Here is a 21,252-nt window from a genome sequence, read left to right as displayed (position 1 = left end):
TGGAGGCAAAACACGCGCAAGGAAGCGACAGGAAGCACGGCGTCCGCTTCCGGTCTCCCGGGTGTCCCCATCCGGTCCGGGGTGCCCGTGGCGCAGCCCCTCCGGGTGTCCGTGTACGACGGCCGACTACCGGGCGGACGCGGTGTGTTCGGCCGCCGCGGCGAGCGCCGCGACCGCGTCGGGGGGTGCGGTCACGGCGGCGCCGGCTCCGGCTCCGGTACGTGCCACCCGGGTACGGGTGGAGACCAGCCGGCCCTCCTGCGGATACGAGTGCCACGTGCGCCAGCGGACGTGTCCGGGGGGCCGCTGCACCAGGAGCGCGGTGAACGCCTGCGCGTCGCCCGGGAACGTACCCGCGAGACCGCCCGGATGGTCGGAGACGAGCTCGATCAACTCCTGTGCGCGGCTTGCGAATGCGGTCGGGGAGAGCGTCTCGACGCGGGCCGCGAAGTCGTACTCCCAGTCGCCGGTGCTTCTGGAGACGCCGAGCGGCAGGGGCGTGGAACTGCCCGTCATGCAGGCGACGGTCTCGGAGCAGACGCGCCCGTCCTCTTCGAGCAGCACCTGATGGGAGGCGCCGAGCAGTCTCAACTCCACTGTGGCGCCGTCTAATTCGAGCGTCCGACGGGCCAGGGCCGGCAGCGGTCCGAGACCGAGCGCCCAGCCGAGATCGCCGGCACGGGTGTCGGTGTAAGGGGTGGAGAGAGTGGTGAGCATGGGTCGGCTCCGCAAGCTGCACGGTGGAGGGGTCAGCCGGGTGCCTCCGTCGACGAGTTGGGCGACCGGTGCTCAGCGGTCCATGAGTGGGGCAGGACGGGACCGCTGAACTGTGGTCGGATCTCGTGTGCGTCCGGGGCCGGCTCGTACCCACGCCAAGTCCGGTAATACAGAGTCACCGAATCATGAAATTTATGCTGCCACAGCTCAATGGTCCAACTTCTCCGGGTTTCCATCCCCCCGGGGGCCGGGCAGTTCAGATGTTCAACTGCCGGACGCTCGACGGAAGTACGGGTAGCCGTGTAATGCGCCTGCCGTAGCCCGGTCGCCGCCTGCCGGGTCCGCGCGCACGAACGAGCCCCGCACCGGGCGGTGCGGGGCCCAGGTCGTTCGTGGTCCGCGGGCGGGCCCGTGGCGTATCAGCCGGACCCGTGGCGTATCAGCCGGGCCCGTGGCGTATCAGCCGCCGCCACCGCCGCAGCCGCCACCGCCGCCGCCACCGCACGAGGAGCCCCCGCCACAGGAGGAGCCGCCGCAGGACGAGCCGCCACCGCATGAGTGACCGTGCCCGTGGCCGTGGCCGCCGCCCGAGTCGCCGACCCACCAGCCGCCCGCCGCGCCGCCGCCGCCCGAATACCGGCCGCCCGAGTAGCCGCGGCGGCCCGGCTTGCGACCGCGGGAGCTCTTGGAGAGGCCCGCGACGACCGCGCCGACCAATACCACGAGGCCTATGAAGACGAAGATCTCGCCGCCGCTGCTCATGTGCTTCCCCCAGTTCTCCGCAGTGCGGCTCGCACTGCGCTGCTCTTCCCGCGCTCCGGCATCCACCGGTCCGATCGGGCGTTCCCCGTTCCGTCCGTCCGTACGACGGGACGGCCCGTATGGTCCGCACGCCCGGCCGCGGGCACCGGCACCGTGCCGGTGTGAGGCGCTTCTGCCCGAAGCCCCCTGGCGTAAAAGCGAGTTGAGCAAGAACAGAGCTTCGGCCGTGCGCACGCCGCGCTCGGTCCGGGAGTACGCGAGTACGCCGAATGCCCCGTGCTGATGCGGATGTCCCCCGGCGTCCATACCGTCGTCCTCGGTCCGCGCCGTGCACGGAGTGTGCCCGAGCGAGCGCTTTGCGTACGCGGGCGCAGGCGGCGCAGAGAGTCCAGCGACTCGACGACCTGAACGACCCGAACGATCGGAACTATCTGAACGGCCCCGAACGACCGTAACGAGGAGGAGCATCCGCATGCGCGTATCCACCGCCGCCGTCGCCGCCGCACTCGGTGCCGCGGCCCTGCTCGGCTCCACGCCCGTCACCGCCGCCGCAGCGCCGGGCGCCGCCGAGCCCGCCGGGGGCCACGGCTCGCATCTCGTGAGGCTCGACGGCGGGCAGGAGGTGCCCGGCCCCGGTGACCCCGACGGCACCGGCACGCTCAAGTACCGCATCGACCATGGCGAGTTGTGCTACACGCTCGCCGTCCGCGACATCGCTCCCCCGACCGCCGCCCACATCCACTTCGGGGCGAGGGGCGAGGCCGGGCCGGTCGCCGTCACGCTCAGGACGCCTCCCGAGAACGGCTCGGCGCACGGCTGCATCCGGGCCCGGCAGACCCAGACCGCGCAGAACGCCGCCCGGGTGCTGACCCGATGGGAACTGGACGGCATCGAGCGGAACCCGTTCTCCTTCTACACCAACTTCCACAACGCGGAGTTCACGGAAGGGGCCGTACGCGGTCAACTCTGATCAAGCCCTGACGTGCACCCACGGGGCCGCGGCGCACCGCGGCCCCGTGCCGCGCGGTCCGGGTGCACGGGCTGAGCGCGGCCCGTGCCGTGCGCGGGAGTTGAGGAACAGCTGAGCTTCGCGCAGGATGACCGCCATGACTGCTGATCAGCGTGCTCCGGGACGACCGCTGCTCAACCGGCGGCTCGCGGAGTTCGGCACCACGATCTTCGCGGAGATGTCGGCTCTCGCCGTGCGTACGGGCGCGATCAACCTCGGACAGGGCTTCCCCGACACGGACGGCCCCGAGGCCGTGCGCGAAGCGGCCGTGAGAGCGCTGCGCGACGGCCGCGGCAATCAGTACCCGCCGGGCCCCGGCATCCCCGAGCTGCGCACGGCCGTCGCGGACCATCAGCGGCGCTGGTACGGGAGGCTCGGGCTCGACCCCGACCCGGACACCGAGGTGCTGATCACCGCGGGGGCCACCGAGGCCATCACCGCTGCGCTGCTCGCGCTTCTGGAGCCCGGCGACGAGGTGATCGCCCTGGAGCCGTACTACGACTCCTACGCCGCGGCCATCGCCATGGCGGGCGGCACCCGCGTCCCCGTCACGCTGCGCCCGGACACAGGGAACACCGGGGACTCCGGTGGGGACGGGAGCGCCGGGGAGGACGGGGACGCGCGGCCCGCGGGCCGCTTCCGGCTCGATCTGGACGAGCTGCGCAACGCCGTCACCGACCGCACCCGGCTGATCCTGCTCAACACCCCGCACAACCCCACCGGCACCGTGCTCAGCCGCGAGGAGCTGGCCGCGATCGCGGAACTCTGCGTGGAGCGCGGGCTGCTGGCCGTGACCGACGAGGTCTACGAGCACCTCGTCTACGAGGGCGAGCACATCCCCATCGCCTCGTTCCCGGGCATGCGTGAGCGCACGGTCACCGTCAGCTCGGCGGGCAAGACCTTCTCGTTCACCGGCTGGAAGGTCGGCTGGGTGACGTCGACCCCGGAGCTGGTGGCGGCGGTGCGGTCGGCGAAGCAGTTCCTCACCTATGTGTCGGCCGGGCCGTTCCAGTACGCGGTCGCGGAGGCGCTGGCGCTGCCCGACGACTACTACACGCGGCTGCGCGACGACCTGCGCGCCCAGCGCGACCTGCTCTCCCAGGGCCTGTCCGACGCCGGCTTCGGCGTCTTCCGCGCACCCGGCACGTACTTCGTGACCACCGACATCCGGCCGCTCGGCGAGAGCTCGGGCATCGACTTCTGCCTCGCGCTCCCCGAGCGCTGCGGAGTCGTGGCAGTGCCGACGCAGGTCTTCTACGATCACGAGGCCGCGGGGGCGCCTTTCGTACGCTTCGCCTTCTGCAAGCAGCAAGAGGTGCTCGCGGACGCGGTGAGACGGCTGAAAGGCGTCGTGCCCCGCTGAGGGGCGTGGCCCCGACGAGGGGCGTCGTCGCCGTCCCGGTCCGGCTCACAGCCGGCTCACCTGGGGTTCCCGTACGGGGCGGCTGTGGATCGGGCCTTGCCCGGGCCGCCGAGCAGGAGCCGGGCTCCGCTCATACACTACAAAAACGGGCAATTCGTCCAACACAGCCATGGAAGACCATGCCTTCAGCCTCTTTCACGCTGGATCACGCGGCGCACATCACCTCGTGGAGCCCTGCTGCCGCCGCATGGTTCGGGCGGCCGCCGGACGCCGTGCTGGGCCGGCACAGCCGGTCGATCTTCGAAGGCGCGGCGCTGTACGCGCTGGCCGAAGCGTCGGCGAACGCCGCGCTGGGCGACGACTACAGCCGCGTGCTGACGGTGACGGCCGGTGACGGCGCACCGCACGACGTGCTGCTGAACTGCTCCCCGCTGACGGAGAGCGACGGCCGGTCCAGGGGCCTGCTGTGCCAGGTGAGCGAGGTGGCCGGCACCCGTGGTGCCCCCGGCGTCCGCGACGACTCGGCGGACGCCGGGAGCGCCACGGGCGCCGGGGAAGAAGCCGCTCCCGCGGGCCTGCTCTCCCGCCCCGACGAGGTCCAGGCGGCCTTCATGGACGCCTTCGTACGCAAGTCACCGCACGGCATGGGCGTCCTCGACGCCGATCTGCGGTACGTGCTGGTCAACGACGCACTCGCGGAATTCAACGGCATCCCCGCCCGCGAGCACATCGGCCGCACCGTCAGCGAGGTCGTGCGGCCCGCGGACCGGGGCGAGTACGAGAAGCACCTGCGCAGGGTGCTGGAGACCGGCGAACCGCTGCACAACGTGCTGATATCCGGCCGTACCCAGGGCCACCGGGACCGCGACCGGGTCTGGTCGGTGACCTTCTTCCGGCTGACGTACGGCGACGGCCGGGTGCTGGGCCTCGGCGGCCTGATCGTCGACGTGACCCAGCGGCAGACCGCGCTGCTGGAGGCGTCCGCCGTGCGGCAGCGGCTCGACCTGGTCAACCGGGCCGGCAGCAAGGTGGGCACGACCCTCGAGATGGCGGAGACCGCGCGCGAGCTGGCCGACTTCGCCGTGCCGGAGTTCGCGGACGTCACGACGGTGGAGATGCGCCAGGACTTCCTCGACGGCGCCCGCTTCCCCGACCCCGCCGAGGACGTCGCCACGAGGAGGGTCGCCGGACGCGGCGAGCTCGACGACCCGGCGAGCCGCTGGCACTTCTCCGAGACCGGCGGCGAGTACATACACCCCGTGGGCTCGCCCGCCCACAAGTGCCTCTCCTCGGGACGCCCCTGGCACGACGAGAAGCTGGCCGGGGCGCCGCTCGCCGATCTGACCTCCGCGCAGGGAGAGCCGGGGCTGCGGGACCACGGTCTCGGCTCGGTGGTCATGGTGCCGCTGGTCGCCCGGGGGCGGTGCCTGGGCCTGGTGACGTTCGGCCGGTCCGTGGACCGCGAGCCCCTCGACGACGACGACCGGCTAGTGGCCGAGGAACTCACCGGCCGTGCAGCACTGAACCTCGACAACGCCCGGATGTACGACGACGAGCGCCGGATAGCGCTCGCGCTCCAGCGCAACATGCTGCCCGGTGAGAACGACCTCCCCGTACGCCCCGGCCTGGAGATCGGCTACCACTACTGGTCCACGAGCCGTTCGGCGAACGTGGGCGGCGACTGGTTCGACGTCATACCGCTCTCCGGGCACCGGGTCGCCCTCGTCGTGGGCGACATGATGGGCCACGACATACACGCCGCGGCCGGCATGGGCCAGCTGCGCACCGCCATGCACACCCTGGCCAGACTCGATCTGGAGCCCGTCGACCTGCTCAAACGGCTGGACGACATCGTGGAGTTCAGCCCCGCGATGCAGCACGCCACCTGCGTGTACGCGGTGTACAACACCGTGACCCGGGAGTGCAGCATCGCGAACGCCGGCCACCCGGCGCCCATGCTGCGGCACGCGGACAGCACCACCGCGATGATCCCGGTGGACGCCGGGATCCCGCTGGGCATAGGTCTCGGGACTCCCGAGTTCGCCGTCACCGATCTGGTGCTGCCGGAGGGCGCCACGCTCGCCCTCTACACCGACGGCCTGATCGAGCGCCGCGGCAAGGACATAGACGAGGGCATCGAGGCGCTGCGCACGGCGCTCGCCGCACCCGGGCCCTCCATCCTCTCCGTACAGCGGTGGTGCGACAGCGTGGTCGGGAAGCTGACGGACTGGACCGACGGCGACGACCTGGCCGTGCTCATGGTGCGGGCGACGCCCATGCCCGAGCACCGCAGCGCCCGCTGGACCATCTCCGCGGAGGCGGGGGCGGCCTCCCGCGCGCGGGCGCTCGTGGACGAGACACTGCACGCCTGGGGTCTCGACGAACTGCGGGACACGGCAAGGCTGTTGACGAACGAGCTGGTCACGAACGCGTTCCGGCACGCGAGAGGAGACATCGGGCTCCAGCTGGCCAAGGGCGGGACGCTGGTGGTGGAGGTCTCCGACCGGGACGAGCGCCTGCCGCACCGGGCCGAACCGGCGGCGGAGCCGGCCACCGAGGGCCAGTGGGGACGCGGGCTGACGCTGGTCGACAAGCTGGCGCAGAAGTGGGGAGCGCGCTCCATCACCTCGGGCAAGGTCGTCTGGTTCGAGCTGGCGCTCACCCGCTGACCCGAGGTTTCACAGGGGGTCTCACAGGGGGTCTCACAGGGCCGCCGTCATGCGGGCCCGTCGGCGCACGGGGTCGCGTCCAGGGTCCAGGGCTCCCCGCGCCCCGTCCATGCCGCTCGGTCCGCGCCGTAGTCCGCGCCGCGGAGCCCCGCGCCCAGGGCCCTGCAACGGAGCCCCCCGAAGCTGCGCAGGCTCTTCGCCGCATTGCGCGCATATGCTGGTGGTAGATGTACATGTAGAACCTCGCGCCGCGGAACGGGAACGTCCGCTCCGGGACTTGGGGGCGTGGCCAGCGTGCACTTACGCCGATCCAGCGAGCAGCCGCTATGAGACAGCAGGCAGTGGTCCCGGGAGACCAGCCGGGCAGTCAGTCGGAGAACAGCGCCACCCAGCCGGACACGCTCTTGCGCCGCTTCGACGCTGCGGCCCGGCGCGACCCGTCGGCCGTGGCCGTACGGGCCGGGGCGGCGGCGATGACGTACGGAGAGCTGGCCGATGCTTCCCGCGCACTGGCGCGGCGGCTGGAGCCTCTCGTGGCGGGGCGGCCGGGGCCCGTCGCCGTACTGATCGAGCCCGGTCCGTCGCAGGCGGCCTCCGCGCTGGCGGCGATGCGCTGCGGCAAGCCGTATCTGCCGGTCGATCTCTCCTATCCGCGGCAGCGCATCGACAGCATCCTGGCGGACGCGGCGCCCGCGGCCGTGATCGGCGGACGGGGCTCCGCTCAGGGCGTGACCGGGGCGGGAGCCGCGACCGCGGACGGCGCGAGCACGGGCGGCCCGAGCGTGGGCGGCACGAGCGCGGGCGGCACGAGCGCGGGCGGCACGAGCACGGGCGGCGCGACCGGTTCGGACGTGGATCTGCCGGACGTCGCGGGCGGGGAGTGGGGGGACTCGGCGCGGGTGACGGCCGAGGACGCCTACGTGATCTACACGTCGGGGTCGACGGGCAGCCCCAAGGGCATCGTGGTCCAGCACCGCGGCATCCTGAACCTCCTCGACGAGTCCCAGTCCCGCCGCGAACTCCCCCCTGGCAGCCGGTGCAGCACCTGCGCGAGCCCGGGCTTCGACGCGGCGGTGCTGGAGACGTGGACGTCGCTGGCCTCGGGCGGCGAGCTGGTCGTCACGCCCGACGAACGCCGCTGGCATCCCGCGGAGTTCGCACAGTGGCTGGCGGACGAGCGCATCGCGCACGCGTACATACCGGCGGCGTTCCTGCCCGCGGTGGCGCAGGGGCTGCGAGACGGCCTCGATCTGCGGTCGCTCCGGCGGATCATCGTCGCGGTCGAGCCGATACCCCGTGGTCTGCTCGGCGAGATCAAGCGGGCGCTGCCGTCGCTGACGCTGATCAACGGCTACGGGCCCACCGAGGCGGCGGTGTGCGTGTCGATGTACGAGGTGACCGAGGACGACGAGGGGCCCGAGCGCACGCCGATCGGCATGGCGATACGCGGCACCGACCTGGTCGTCGAGCCGCTGGAGACGGAACCGGAAGGCCTCGCCGGAACCGCGGACGGGAGCGAACAGACCGGCGGGAGCGAACAGACCGGCGGGGGCGAGCAGACCGGCGGGGCCGGGGGCGCCGGCGGCGACGGGCCGAGCGCCGAGCGCGCGGACCCCGCGGCCGCCGCGGACGGAGGCACCCGCGGAGAGCTGCACATCGGCGGCGTCGGAGTCGGCCGGTACATACACGGCGAGAGCGCGGAGCGCCCCGCCTTCTACACCCGGACCGCGGCGGACGGCACGCGCACGCCGTACTACCGCACCGGCGACGTCGTACGCATGGACAGGGACGGCATGCTCACCTTCCTGGGCCGCGTCGACCACATGATCAAGATCCGCGGGCACCGGGTCGAGCCGGGCGATGTGGAGCACGCGCTGCTCGACGAGCCGGAGCTGGCGCAGGCCGTCGTGCTCAAGCGCCCGCCGGGCGGCACGGACGGCACGGGCAGCACGGACGGCACGGACGGCACCGGCGGCGGGAACGGGGCCGACCAGCTCGTCGCGTACGTCGTCCCCGAGGCCGGTGGCTCGCCCGATCTGGCCGGCGCGCGCAAGCGGCTCCGCGAGCGGCTGCCCTGGTACGCCGTCCCGCACCGGATCGTGGTGCGCGACGCGCTGCCGCTGACGACGCACGGGAAGATCGACAGGGCGGCGCTCGCCGCCGACGCCCACGTGCCGGAACTGGCCCCGCAGCCCAGCGAGCACCCGCAGCACAACGATGTCGAACCCGAACTGCTGCGGCTGTGGAACGAGGTGCTGGGCGGCGCCTCCGGGAACCGGCCCGACCCCGGGCTCTCCTTCCTCGCCAACGGCGGCGACTCGCTCGCCGCGGGCAGGATGGCCGTCGACCTCGCGGAGCGCCTCGGCAGACCCGTGCCGGTGCTGGAGGTCCTGCTCGCCGACGACGTCGCCGACATCCAGGAAGTGGTCTCGCGGACCCTCGCCGAGACACCCGCACCCGCCCCCGAAGTACGGTCGCAGGACGGGCAGTTGGAGGGCGGCCGGTCGCAGGACGGGACGGCGGGGGTTCCCCGGATGCGGGCCCCGGAGCCCGGAGAGCCGGTCCCCGCCACGTACGGGCAGCGCGGCCTGTGGTTCCACGACTCGCTGCACCCCGGCAGCACCGTCTACAACGAGCCGCTCACCCTCCGCCTGCGCGGCCCCCTGGACCGTGACGCGCTCTCCTCCGCAATCGACACCGTCGTGGAGCGGCACGAGGCGCTGCGCACCGGCCTGGAACCGGTCGACGGCGAGCTGCGGCAGGTCGTACGGCCGGCCGGGCCGGTGCCGCTGACCGACGAGGACCTGCGCAACGTGCCCGAGGCGGACCGGGCGGCGGCCGAGCAGCGGGCGGTGCGCGACACCCTGCGCGCGCCCTTCGACCTCTCCCGCGGTCCGCATCTGCGGGCGCGTCTGCTGCGGTGCGGCGAGGAGGAGCACGTGCTGGTGCTGGCGCTGCACCACAGCGCGTTCGACGGCGCTTCGGCGGACGTGCTCTTCGGTGAACTCTCCGCGCTGTACACGGAGTACGTCACGGGTGAGGCGTCCGGGCTCGGTCCGCCCGAGGGGCAGTACGCCGAATTCGCGCTCTGGCAGCAGGAGTCGGTCTCCGGCGGCCATCTGGACGAGGACGTGGCGTACTGGCGCAGGCAGCTCGAAGGGCTGCCGGAGACCATGGACCTGCCGGCCGACTTCCCCCGGCCGCGGACGCCTTCGGGCCAAGGCGCGCTCGTACGAGGCCGGCTGTCGCGCGAACTGACCGAGCGGATTGACGAGTTGGCCCACTCGGCGGGGGCGACGCGCTACAGCGCCTTCCTCGCGGCGCTGCACATACTGCTGTCGCGGTACTGCGGCACCGAGGACGTGGTGGCCGGGGCGCCCTTCTCCGGCCGCGACCACCCGCGCACCGCACGCTCCGTCGGCTACTACCTCAACATGCTGCCGCTGCGGGCCGATCTGGGCGGCGGGGAGCACGGGAGTCAGGAGGGCACGGAAACGGCGACGGACCGGGGCACCGACGACGGCCCGGACTTCCGGCAGTTGCTCGCCCGCACCCGGCGGACCGTCACCGACGCCTACGCCCACCAGCAGGTCCCGTACGGCCTGCTGCTGGAGGAGCTGCACAGGCAGTCGCAGGCGGAGAACCCCTACCTCCAGGTGTGCCTGGTGCCGGAGGACGTCTACCGGCACGAGATGACGTTCGCGGGCATCGAGTCGGACTTCGAGTACTACGACACGGGCATCGCCAAGTTCGACCTGACCGTCAACCTCATCCCCGACCCCGGCGGCGGGCTGCGGCTGACGGCGGAGTACAGCACCGACCTGTTCCGCGCGACGACCGTGGAGCGGCTGCTCGGGCACTTCCGCACGCTGCTGGAGTCGGCCGTCGCCGATCCCGGGCTGCCCGTACGGCGGCTGCCGATGCTCACCGGGGCCGAACAGGCCCAGATCCTCGGCACGTTCGCGGGCGGGCCGCCCTCCGCCGCACCGCACGGCACGGCGGGCGCGGCGACCGCCGTGCACGAACTGGTCGGCCGCTGGGGGGAGTCCACCCCGGACGCCGTCGCCCTGGTGTCGGGCGACGAGGAGCCGGAGACGCTCACCTACCGCGAACTGGTCGGCAGGGCCGACCGGTTGGCCCACTATCTCGCCGAGCGGGGCGCGGAGCCCGGTACCCGCGTCGGCGTGCGGCTGCCGCGCGGCACCGACGCGGTGGCGGCCTTCCTCGCGGTGCTCAAGACCGGTGCCGCGTACGTGCCGCTCGACCCCGCCTATCCCGAGCACCGGCTCTCCTTCATGGCGGAGGACGCGGACCTCGTCGTCGAACTCACCACCGGGCTGCTCGAAGAGGACCGGGCCGCGATCGGCGGCAGCCCCGCACGGGCGCCGACGGTCGCCGTGCGCGGCGACGACATCGCCTACGTCATCTACACGTCGGGCTCCACGGGGAGGCCCAAGGGCGTGCAGATCCCGCACAGCGCCGTCGTCGACCTGGCGCTCGGCGCGCCGCGCTGGGCCGGTGTCGACGGAGACGCACGGCTGCTGCTCACGGCGTCGCTCTCCTTCGACCTCGTCACCTTCGACATGTGGGGCACGCTCGGCAACGGCGGACGGCTCGTACTGCCACCGACGGGGCCCATGACTCCGGACGCGCTGGCCGCGCACATGGCACGGCACGAGGTCACGCACGCCGACATGCCCACGGCGCTCTTCCACCGCCAGGCGGAGACCGAGCCCTCCTCGCTGCGCGGGCTGCACACACTGATCGTGGGCGGCGAGGTGCTCAATCCGGCGCTGGCCGCGGCCGCGCTCGAAGCGGCGCCGGGGATGCGGCTGATCAATGCGTACGGGCCGACCGAGGCCACCACCTACGCCACGTACTACGTCATGAACGGCCCCGAGGACGTGCCCGACGTGACCGCGCCGGTGCCGATCGGCCGTCCCACGCCCAACACCCGGGTACGTGTCCTCGACCCGCACGGGCAGCCGGTGCCCGTCGGGATCGTCGGCGAACTGCACCTGGGCGGGCCGGGGTTGGCCGACGGCTATCTGGGCCGTCCCGAGGCGACGGCCGAGCGCTTCACCGAGGATCCGTACGGGCCGCCGGGCGAACGGCTCTACGCCACCGGCGACCTCGTCCGCTGGCGCCCGGACGGCACGGTCGACTACGTGGGCCGGGGCGACGAGCAGATCAAGCTGTACGGCTTCCGCGTCGAGCCGGGGGACGTCGAGGCCGCCCTGCGTGCGCATCCGGACGTGACGCACGCCGTGGTGATAAGGCGCGAGGACCGTCCCGGCAGCCCGTATCTGGCCGCGTACTACACGACGGCGCCCGGACGGGCCGTCTCCGCAAGGGAGTTGACGCGTCTGGCCGCGGACCGGCTGCCCTCGTACATGGTGCCGCGGGTGCTGACCGAGCTGGAGCGCATCCCGGTCACCGCGGGCGGCAAGACCGACCGGGCGGCGCTGCCGGTGCCGTCGGCGGCGGCGGGTGGAGCGGACGCGGCGCCGCGGGACGCCGAGGGAGCGCCGGGTGCCGGGGCGGCGCCGGACGCCGTGGAGTCGGGGCGCGAGCCGGATGCGGCGGACGCGGATTCCCGCGGCTCCGGCGCCCCGGGTGCCGCCGCTCCTGCCGGTCCCGCCGCTCCCGGTCTGGAGTCCGTACAGGACCGGATCACCAGGATCTGGTGCGACGTCGTCACGGTCGACACCCTCGACCCCGACGAGCGGCTCTTCGACATCGGCGGTGCGTCGCTGCACGTCACGCTCATCCACCAGCGGGTCGCCGAGGACTTCGGCCTGTCCCGGCTGCGCATGATCGACCTCTTCGGCCATCCCACCGTCCGTACGTACGCGGCCCATGTGCACCGGCTGTGCGCGGAGGAGGCCGAGGAGCAGGCACGCAGGACGGGGAGGGAGCAGCAGACGGGCAGGGCGGCGCAGGAGGCGGGGAGAGCGGGTGACCGCAGATGACCCCGGCGACGGCCCCGGAGACGACCGCCCGTACCGCGATCGTGGGCATGGCGGGGCGCTTCCCCGGCGCACCGGACGTGGACGCGCTGTGGTCGATGCTCTCCTCGGGCACCGAGGCCGTCCGCCGCTTCTCACGCGACGAACTCCGCGCCGCGGGCGTGCCCGACAGCCGCATCGACGACCCGGACCACCTCCCCTTCGGCGCCGACCTGCCCGGCATCGAGGACTTCGACGCGGAGTTCTTCGGCATCACCCCGGCCGAGGCACGGCTCATGGACCCGCAGCACCGGATCTTCCTCGAATGCGTATGGGCGGCCCTGGAGGACGCGGGGGCCACGCCGGGCGCGTACGGGGGCCGGGTTGGAGTCTTCGGCAGCACGAGCCTCAGCTCGTATCTGCTGCACAACGTGCTGCGCTCCGCCGAGCACCGCGACGCGGCGTTCACCTACCCCGTACTGCTCGGCAACGACAAGGACTTCCTCGCCACCCGCGTCTCGTACGCGCTCGACCTGCGCGGCCCGAGCGTCGCCGTGCAGTCGGCCTGCTCCAGCTCGCTGGTGGCCGTAGACCAGGCGGGCGCGGCGCTGCACGCGGGCCGGTGCGACGTCGCGGTGGCCGGCGGGGTCAGCGTGTTCACGCCGCAGTCGGCGGGCTACCGCTACCAGGCGGGCGGCACGTTCTCGCGCGACGGGCACTGCCGGCCCTTCGACGCGGCGGCCTCGGGCATGGTGCGCGGCAGCGGCTGCGGAGTGGTCGTGCTCAAGCGCCTCGACGACGCGCTCGCCGACCGCGACCACATACACGCCGTCGTCGCGGGCACGGCCGTCAACAACGACGGTTCCGCGAAGGCCGGTTACAGCGCACCGGGCGCCGCCGGGCAGGACGAGGTCGTACGCGCCTGCCTCGACGCCTCCGGGGTCCCGGCCTCCTCGGTCGGCTACGTCGAGGCGCACGGTACGGGCACGTATCTCGGCGACCCCATCGAGGTCGCCGCCCTCCAGCAGGCCTACGAACGCACCGGCGACCCGCCCGCCGAGTGCGCCCTCGGCAGCATCAAGGCCAACATCGGGCACCTCGACGCGGCTGCGGGAGTCGCCGGGCTCATCAAGGCGGCGCTGGTGCTGCGCCACCAAGAGGTGCCGCCGCAGGCCAACTTCACCGAGCCCAATCCCGAACTGCGGCTGCCGGAGACGCCGTTCACCGTGCACTCGCGGCTCTTCACGCCCGAGCACCCCATCGAGGCGGCCGCCGTCACCTCGCTCGGCATCGGCGGTACGAACGCGCACTGCGTGCTCCGGAGGGCACCGGCCCTCCCCACACGCGAAGAGGCGGCCGGCGACTACGTGCTGCTGCTGTCCGCGCCGGACGCGGAGCGCGTACGGGAGGCGGCCGGCGATCTCCTCGACCACCTGGAGCGCCATCCGCGCACCCGGCTCGACGATCTCGCCTACACGCTGGCGCACGGCCGGGTCCCGCTGGCGCACCGCACCGCGGTGACGGCCGGCGACGTGGGGCAGGCCGTCGCGGGGCTGCATGAGGTGCGGGAGGGGCGGTTCGAGGAGCTGGGAGCGTACGGGGAACGCGGATCGTACGGTGACGCGCACCTGGACACGGGGCGGATCGGGGACGTACGGAACGCGCGGAAGATCCGGCTGCCGGGACTGCGGCTGCGGCGCGTACGCCACTGGATCGAACCGGAGCGGGAGGAGCGGCCCGGCCGTGAGGAGTCGCGCGGCCGGGAGGAGCCGCGCGGCCGGGAGGAGCCGACCGGGCGGCAGCGGGCGGCGGGGGCCGGGCGGCGGCCGGAGCCCGGGCAGCGACCTGAGCCCGTCGAGGACCCCGTCGCGACCGCGACCGGCGTCTTCCGCGCCCACCTCGGCATCGAGTCCGCGGGCCCCGACGACGACTTCTTCGCGCTCGGCGGCGACTCGCTGCACGCCGTCGGCCTCGTCGACGCGCTGCGGGAGCGCCTGGGCGCGGAGTTGACGCTGGAGCAGTTCATCGGCCTCGGAACGCCGCGACGGGTCGCCGAGCGGTCAGCGCCGCCGCACCCGGACGGCGGCGGAAACGGAAACGGCAGCGGCGGCGCGCGAGGCGACGGCGTCGGCCACCGCGAACGCGAACGCGGCGGCGACGGCGACCCCGGCGACACGCTCACGCTGGTCAAGGAGGGCCGCCCCGACCGCATCCCCACGGACCGGCCGGTCTTCCTGATCCACCCCTCCGGCGGCTCCGTCTCCTTCGCCCAGGCGCTCACCGCCCACAGCCGCGATCCGAGCCCCGTCTACGGCATCGCCTACCCCGCCGCCCTCACCGGCTCGCTGACCACCGTTCCGCGCATGGCGGAGCACTACGTACGGCTCATCCGCAGGGCACAGGAGCACGGCCCGTACCGGATCGGCGGCTACTCGCTGGGCGGAGCCGTCGCGCTGGAGGCCGCACGGCTGCTCACAGCGGCGGGCGAGCAGGTCGAACGGGTGCTGATGTGGGACACCCTGCCGCCGGAAGAAACGGGCGAACGCGTCCGCAGCGAGCAGGAGTTCCTCGATCTCTATCCCCCGCTGCTGCGGCTGATGTTCAAGCTTCCCGACCCGCCGTCCGAACCCCGGGTCCGTACGCCCGACGAGGCCATCGAGTCGGTGCGCCCGCCCGGCTGGAGCGACGCCGTCGTGCATGAGCTGCGCACCATGTACGACGTGTGGCGCGTCTGCGACCGTGCCCTGGCGGAGTACCGGCCCGAGCCGTACGGCGGGCCCGTGCAGCTCTTCGCGGCCGAACAGCCCCTGCCCGAAGGGCCGTTGACTGCGCTCACCGACGCCGGAGGGAACGGCGCCGGTACCGATGGCGCCGGTGCTGACGGCGGCGAGGGCGGTCACGGTGACGACGGCGGCCACGGTGGCGACGGCGGCGGCGCGTCGACGGCGGAGGGCTGGCGCCGGCTGCTGACCGGGGAGTTCCGAACGGCGGTGGTGCCGGGGCACCACTTCAGCATCTTCGACGCGCCCCGGCTGCCGGGCCTGGCGGAGGCGTACGACGAGGCGCTGCGCCCGCACGCCGCACATACCGACAGACGCGCGGCGCCCACCGAGCCCGCCGCACCCCCCGCACATGCCGCATCCCCCGCATCCTCCGCACCCGCCGCTCCGGCGCCCCCCTCCGGCGGCGACGGTGAACAGCGTCCCGTGGCCCTGCTCTTCCCGGGCCAGGGCAGCCAGTTCGAGGGCATGGGCCGCGAACTCCTCGCCCGCTACCCCGAGTTGACCGCCGAGGCGGACGAGGTGCTCGGCTACCGGATCGCGGACGTGTGCGCCGGGGATCCGCGACGCCCCCTGGGCGACACCGCGTACACCCAGCCCGCGCTCTATGTCGTCTGCGCGCTGGCGCTTCGCGAATGGCGCGAGGAACGGGCCGAGCAGGGCCCGTACGGGGACCGTACGGTCGTGGCGCTAGGCCACAGCCTGGGCGAGTACAACGCCCTGGAGGCCGCCGGGGTCCTCTCGTTCGCCGAGGGTCTGCGGCTGGTCGCGGAGCGCGGCGCCGCGATGGCGAAGATCGGAGGCGGCGGAATGATCGCCGTCAGCGGTCTGCCGGAGGAGGAGCTGCGGACGCTGCTCGACGCCCAGGGCGATTCGATACGGGTGGACCTCGCCGCGGCCAACGCGCCCCGCCTGCACACCCTCGCGGGCCCCGACGAGGATCTGGAGGCGCTGACTTCAGTGCTGCTCGCGAACGGGGCGCGGTCGGTGCGGCGGCTCGACGTGGGCGGACCGTTCCACTCGCGGTTCATGAGCCCGGCAGCCCGCGAGTTCCGCGCCGTGCTGGACAGTATGGAACCGGCCTGGTCACCGCCCGCCTTCCCGGTCGTCGCCAACACGACGGCGCTGCCGCACTCGACGGACCGGGTACGCGAGGAACTCGTGGCGCAGATCGACCACCCCGTGCTGTGGCGCCGTTCGATCGAGGAGGTCGTATACGCCCACGACGACCCGGAGTTCCACGAGATCGGCGGGCGACGGGTGCTGACCCCGATGGTCACGCAGACCCGGAACGCGATGCGGAGCGCGGCCCGCGGCCGCTGATCGGGCACCGTCGCCGGGTACGCGAACACCTCCGCGCCGAGAACGTGCGTCGGCGTCGTGGGCGTCACTGAGCGCGCGGCGGCGGCCACGTAAGCCAACTGGCCTGCTAGGCACCACCGTTGACCAGCCGACCACGGAACCGAGGCCCTACCGCGCGGCGCTGAGCGCGCGGCAGCGGCCACGTAAGCCAACTGGCCTGCCAGACACCACAGTTGACCCGCCGACCACGGAACCGGGAGCCCTGCCGCGCAGCAGCGAGGGCGCCCGTCAGCGGAGCCCGACGGGACCGGCCGCGGCCGGAAGGACCGAAGCCCGGACGGGGCCGGGACCGAGGTCGGGACCGGCCCGAAGCCGGGACCGGGGCCGTCAGGGCCGGAGTCCAGAGCCGCACCCACGGGGCGGTCGGCCCCCGGGGCCTCCGGACACACAACGGCGGGGCGCCCTCGAAACGCGCCCCGCCGCCCGCGTCCTGCGTGGTCACGACCCGACCGGCATCGAGCCGTCTCACGCGAAGTCGTCTCACTCGGAGTCGTCGTCGGGTCCCTTCTCGCCCGACTCCGCGTCCTTCTCCAGTCCGAACTGCTCCACGAGCCACCTGTCGAACTCGATCGACGCGCGCACCCAGCTGACCACGCTGGACACGAAGTGCTCCAGCGAGACGCCGGTGCCGATCAGCAGTTGCGCCTCGCCGATCAGCCGGACCGTGCCGTCGTCGTGCGTGTGGCTGTAGACCTTCGGCCACAGCGTCCGCCGGTTCCAGTCGTCGATGGACTCCAGCAGCTTGGGCTTGTCCTCGATCGCGTGGGGCCGGTCGTAGAACGTACGGACCGAGAAGACCTGCTGCTCCTCCTCGCCCCGGAACATGAAGTACGTGCGGAAGTCCTCCCACGGCGCCGCGAGGTCACCCTCTTCGTCGACGACGTACTTCAGCTCCATCTGGTCCAGGAGCTGCTTGACCAGGTCCTGGTCGGGGATGACAGGGCCGGTCGGACCGGATTCCTGCGGGTCGGGCTCCTGGCCCCCGAAGTTCGGGATCGAGGACGGGTCGATGCTCACCTGTAATTCCCTTCGTACGGATTCCGCCATCCTCCCCCATGCCGGGGCCGTCCTGGCAAGCGACGCGGAGACCGGCCGCCGCCGGTACGCGTCGCCGCCGGTCAGGGGCCCGCGGCCGCGTTCCGCAGGCAGCGGCGGCCACCACCGCCCGCACGCACCGGCCGCCGCTCGCACAGTCCGGACGCAAGCCGCACGCAACGGCCGGACGCGAGCCACCCCCACCGGCCGCACACGCGCCGCACGCGAGCCGCACGCTCATGAGGAGCGCGCGGCCCCGCGCGCCGCGCTCGTCACTCGCTCCCGGACTCCGCCTGCGAGCCGCTGCCGACCATCAGCCCGTCCCAGCCGTCGACGTGGTCGACGCGCACCGTGTCGCCGTCGCGCACCTCGCCGGAGAGGATCTCGCGGGCGAGCTGGTCGCCGATCGCCGTCTGCACCAGACGCCGCAACGGCCGTGCCCCGTAGGCCGGATCGTTGCCCTCGCTGGCCAGCCAGGACAGCGCCTCCGGGGTGACCTCCAGCTCCAGCCGGCGGTCGGCGAGGCGCCGCCGCAGCCCCTCGATCTGGAGCCTCGCGATGCGGCTCAGCTCCTCTTCGCTGAGGGCGGAGAAGACCACGACGTCGTCCAGGCGGTTGAGGAACTCGGGCCGGAAGGACGAGCGGACGGTGGCGAGCACCTTCTCGCGCTTCTCCTCCTGCTTGTCCAGGGGATCCATCAGGTACTGGCTGCCCAGGTTGGAGGTGAGGACCAGGATGGTGTTGCGGAAGTCGACCGTCCGGCCCTGGCCGTCCGTGAGGCGCCCGTCGTCGAGGACCTGGAGCAGGATGTCGAAGACGTCGTGGTGCGCCTTCTCGACCTCGTCCAGGAGCACGACGGAGTACGGGCGCCGCCGCACCGTCTCGGTGAGCTGGCCGCCCTCCTCGTAGCCGACGTAGCCGGGAGGCGCCCCGACCAGCCGGGCCACGGAGTGCTTCTCGCCGTACTCGCTCATATCGATGCGGACCATGGCCCGCTCGTCGTCGAAGAGGAAGTCCGCGAGGGCCTTGGCCAGTTCGGTCTTCCCGACGCCCGTCGGGCCGAGGAAGAGGAACGAGCCGGTGGGGCGGTCAGGGTCGGCGACGCCGGCGCGGGTGCGGCGCACCGCGTCGGAGACGGCGCGCACGGCCTCGGTCTGGCCGATGAGGCGCTTGCCCAGCTCCTCCTCCATGCGCAGCAGTTTCCGGGTCTCGCCCTCCAGCAGCCGGCCCGCGGGGATGCCCGTCCAGGAGGCCACGACGTCGGCGATGTCGTCCTGGCCGACCTCCTCCTTGACCATCGTCTCCCGTTCGGGCTTGGCAGCGGCCTCCTCCTCGGCGGCCGATGCCTCCTCCAACTCCCGCTCCACGTCCGGGATCTCCCCGTACAGCAGCTGGGAGGCGGCCTCGAAGTCGCCCTCGCGCTGGGCGCGTTCGGCCTGCCCGCGCAGCTCGTCGAGCCGCTCCTTCAGCTCGCCGACGCGGTTGAGGCTCTGCTTCTCCTTCTCCCAGCGGGCGGTCAGACCGCGCAACTCCTCCTCGCGGTCGGCGAGTTCGCGGCGCAGCCGCTCCAGGCGCTCCACCGAGCCGGGGTCCGTCTCGTTGGCGAGCGCCATCTCCTCCATCTTCAACCGGTCGACGGCGCGCTGGAGTTCGTCGATCTCGACGGGCGAGGAGTCGATCTCCATGCGCAGCCGGGACGCGGCCTCGTCGACCAGGTCGATGGCCTTGTCCGGCAGGAAGCGCGAGGTGATGTAGCGGTCGGAGAGCGCGGCGGCGGCGACCAGCGCGCCGTCGGCGATCTGGACCTTGTGGTGCGCCTCGTACCGCCCCTTGAGGCCGCGCAGGATGGCGATGGAGTCCTCGACGGTCGGCTCCGCCACCAGCACCTGCTGGAAGCGGCGCTCCAGCGCGGCGTCCTTCTCGATGCGCTCGCGGTACTCGTCGAGCGTCGTGGCGCCGACCATGCGCAGCTCGCCGCGGGCCAGCATCGGCTTGAGCATGTTGCCCGCGTCCATGGCGGACTCGCCTCCGGCGCCCGCGCCGACGACCGTGTGCAGCTCGTCGATGAACGTGATGATCTGGCCGTCGCTCTCCTTGATCTCCGACAGCACCGTCTTGAGGCGTTCCTCGAACTCACCGCGGTACTTCGCGCCGGCCACCATCGCGCCGAGGTCGAGCGACACCAGGCGCTTGTCGCGCAGCGACTCGGGCACGTCGCCCTTCACGACGCGCTGCGCCAGGCCCTCGACGACCGCGGTCTTGCCGACGCCGGGCTCGCCGATCAGCACCGGGTTGTTCTTCGTACGCCGCGAGAGCACCTGCACCACGCGCCGGATCTCCTGGTCCCGGCCGATGACGGGGTCGAGCTTGCCCTCGCGGGCGGCGGCGGTCAGGTCGGTGCCGAACTTCTCCAGCGCCTTGTACGTGCCCTCGGGGTCGGGGTTGGTCACGCGCCGGCTGCCGCGCGCGGCCTGGAACGCCTCCAGCAGCTTCTCGCCCGTCGCTCCCTGCTCCTTGAGCAGGTCGGCCGTCTGCCCGCCCTTGGCCGCGATGCCGATGAGCAGGTGCTCGGTGGACACGTAGGCGTCGCCGAGCTCCTTCGCGCGCTGCGTGGCGTCGGCGATGACGGCCAGCAGCGGACGGTTCGGCTGCGGCTTGCTCACGGTCGAGCCCTGCACGGTGGGCAGGGCGGCGAGCTGGCGCTCGGCGCCCGAGCGCAGGGCGGCCTGGTCGGCCTCCACGGCGGCGATCAGGTCGGAGATGTTCTCGTTCTCCTCGCCCTGGAGCAGAGCGAGGAGCAGGTGGGCGGGGGTGATGTCGGGGTGCCCGTCCGTCACCGCGCGGTCGTTCGCCGCACTGATCGCTTCCCGGCTCTTGTTGGTCAGCTCCGCGTCCACTGGCGTGCGTTCCTCCTTCGTCGTCTGCGGCTGTGTGCTGTGTGTCCCCGGTCGTGACCGTACGCACGACGGCGGGCGACTGCTAGGTTCAGCATCCAGCAAGTTGAGTCTATTCCACTCAACTATCGACGGACTAGATTCGTTCCCATGACGAGCACCGAAGCATCCAGCACCGAAGCCCCGGGGACGGAGGCGTCCGGCCTCATCGCGTTCTGGCAGGAGCGCCACTACGCGACCCTCACCACGCAGCGCCCCGACGGCACACCGCACGTGGTGCCCGTGAGCGCGACATACGAACCCGGCACGGACACGGCGCGGGTCGTCGCCAGGCGCGGCAGCAAGAAGGTGCGGAACATCGCGGCGGCCGGCGACGACGGCATGCGCGTCGCCCTCTGCCAGGTCGACCGGGGCCGGTGGTCCACCCTGGAGGGCCGCGCTCGCATCCGTACCGGCGCGGCGGCGGTGGCGGACGCCGAGCGACGCTACGAGGAACGCTACGGACGCCGGCCGCGCCCCAACCCCGAGCGCGTACTGATCGAGATCAGCGTCGACCGGACGCTGGGCAGCATGCGCTGAGGCGCGGAGGCATCGGGGGGTGTCCCTATGGGTTTCGTCAACCCGTGGGGGTGGGCTTGGGGTCGTAGAAGGTGCCGTCGCGGAGCATGGCGAAGAGCACGTCGGCTCGTCGTCTCGCGAGGCAGAGGAGGGCT

Annotated in this window: 10 protein-coding genes; 6 read left to right on the top strand and 4 right to left on the bottom strand. The window is 72.9% G+C overall.

Annotated elements, in window-relative coordinates; translation table 11 throughout:
- Positions 1-126: 126 nt before the first annotated feature.
- Entirely contained in the window at positions 127-717 is a 591-nt protein-coding gene (locus tag HCC61_RS27305; protein WP_169139985.1) for a DUF2617 family protein, read from the bottom strand.
- Positions 718-1,176: 459 nt separating this feature from the next.
- Complete coding sequence (locus HCC61_RS31355) at positions 1,177-1,479, bottom strand: hypothetical protein (protein WP_169139983.1); 303 nt, start codon at positions 1,477-1,479, stop codon at positions 1,177-1,179.
- Between the two features lie 472 nt (positions 1,480-1,951).
- On the opposite strand from HCC61_RS31355, the gene HCC61_RS31350 reads away from it, so the two are divergent.
- The 5 genes from HCC61_RS31350 (at position 1,952) to HCC61_RS27275 (ending at position 16,571) form a co-directional block, all read left to right on the top strand.
- The gene (locus HCC61_RS31350) at positions 1,952-2,449 is read left to right on the top strand and encodes a CHRD domain-containing protein (protein WP_169139981.1); all 498 of its coding nucleotides are present in this window, start codon (positions 1,952-1,954) and stop codon (positions 2,447-2,449) included.
- Positions 2,450-2,576: 127 nt separating this feature from the next.
- A complete protein-coding gene (locus HCC61_RS27290) occupies positions 2,577-3,851 on the top strand; it encodes a pyridoxal phosphate-dependent aminotransferase (RefSeq protein ID WP_206323088.1) in 1,275 nt (424 codons plus the stop codon).
- A gap of 179 nt (positions 3,852-4,030) precedes the next feature.
- Complete coding sequence (locus HCC61_RS27285) at positions 4,031-6,520, top strand: SpoIIE family protein phosphatase (RefSeq protein ID WP_169139977.1); 2,490 nt, start codon at positions 4,031-4,033, stop codon at positions 6,518-6,520.
- Between the two features lie 326 nt (positions 6,521-6,846).
- On the top strand, positions 6,847-12,492 hold the full coding sequence (locus tag HCC61_RS27280) for a non-ribosomal peptide synthetase (protein ID WP_169139975.1): 5,646 nt from the start codon (positions 6,847-6,849) through the stop codon (positions 12,490-12,492).
- Positions 12,489-16,571 (top strand): type I polyketide synthase, encoded by a 4,083-nt coding sequence (locus HCC61_RS27275; protein ID WP_169139973.1) that lies wholly within the window; start codon positions 12,489-12,491, stop codon positions 16,569-16,571. The genes HCC61_RS27280 and HCC61_RS27275 overlap by 4 nt, the downstream gene beginning before the upstream one ends.
- Before the next feature lie 519 nt (positions 16,572-17,090).
- On the opposite strand, the gene HCC61_RS27270 is transcribed toward HCC61_RS27275, so the two are convergent.
- Together HCC61_RS27270 and clpB are read right to left on the bottom strand one after the other, a co-directional pair.
- Positions 17,091-17,627 (bottom strand): YbjN domain-containing protein, encoded by a 537-nt coding sequence (locus HCC61_RS27270; RefSeq protein ID WP_169139971.1) that lies wholly within the window; start codon positions 17,625-17,627, stop codon positions 17,091-17,093.
- 290 nt (positions 17,628-17,917) lie between these two features.
- Positions 17,918-20,542, bottom strand: a complete 2,625-nt coding sequence (clpB, locus tag HCC61_RS27265) for an ATP-dependent chaperone ClpB (protein WP_169139969.1) — start codon at positions 20,540-20,542, stop codon at positions 17,918-17,920.
- A 147-nt stretch (positions 20,543-20,689) separates the two neighbouring features.
- On the opposite strand from clpB, the gene HCC61_RS27260 reads away from it, so the two are divergent.
- A complete protein-coding gene (locus tag HCC61_RS27260) occupies positions 20,690-21,118 on the top strand; it encodes a TIGR03618 family F420-dependent PPOX class oxidoreductase (protein WP_169139967.1) in 429 nt (142 codons plus the stop codon).
- Positions 21,119-21,252 lie beyond the last annotated feature (134 nt).

The organism is Streptomyces sp. HNM0575 (genome assembly GCF_012726265.1).
Lineage (GTDB): Bacteria > Actinomycetota > Actinomycetes > Streptomycetales > Streptomycetaceae > Streptomyces.
Note: the sequence above shows the minus strand (reverse complement) of the source record. Positions and strands in the feature narration are given on the sequence as shown.

Bases quoted from the DNA above. Each gene is read 5' to 3' on its own strand.
- HCC61_RS27275 (WP_169139973.1), top strand. From the start codon at position 12,489: ATGACCCCGGCGACGGCCCCGGAGACGACCGCCCGTACCGCGATCGTG.
- HCC61_RS27290 (WP_206323088.1), top strand. From the start codon at position 2,577: ATGACCGCCATGACTGCTGATCAGCGTGCTCCGGGACGACCGCTGCTC.
- HCC61_RS31355 (WP_169139983.1), bottom strand. From the start codon at position 1,479: ATGAGCAGCGGCGGCGAGATCTTCGTCTTCATAGGCCTCGTGGTATTG.
- HCC61_RS27260 (WP_169139967.1), top strand. From the start codon at position 20,690: ATGACGAGCACCGAAGCATCCAGCACCGAAGCCCCGGGGACGGAGGCG.
- HCC61_RS27305 (WP_169139985.1), bottom strand. From the start codon at position 717: ATGCTCACCACTCTCTCCACCCCTTACACCGACACCCGTGCCGGCGAT.
- HCC61_RS31350 (WP_169139981.1), top strand. From the start codon at position 1,952: ATGCGCGTATCCACCGCCGCCGTCGCCGCCGCACTCGGTGCCGCGGCC.
- HCC61_RS27285 (WP_169139977.1), top strand. From the start codon at position 4,031: ATGCCTTCAGCCTCTTTCACGCTGGATCACGCGGCGCACATCACCTCG.
- HCC61_RS27280 (WP_169139975.1), top strand. From the start codon at position 6,847: ATGAGACAGCAGGCAGTGGTCCCGGGAGACCAGCCGGGCAGTCAGTCG.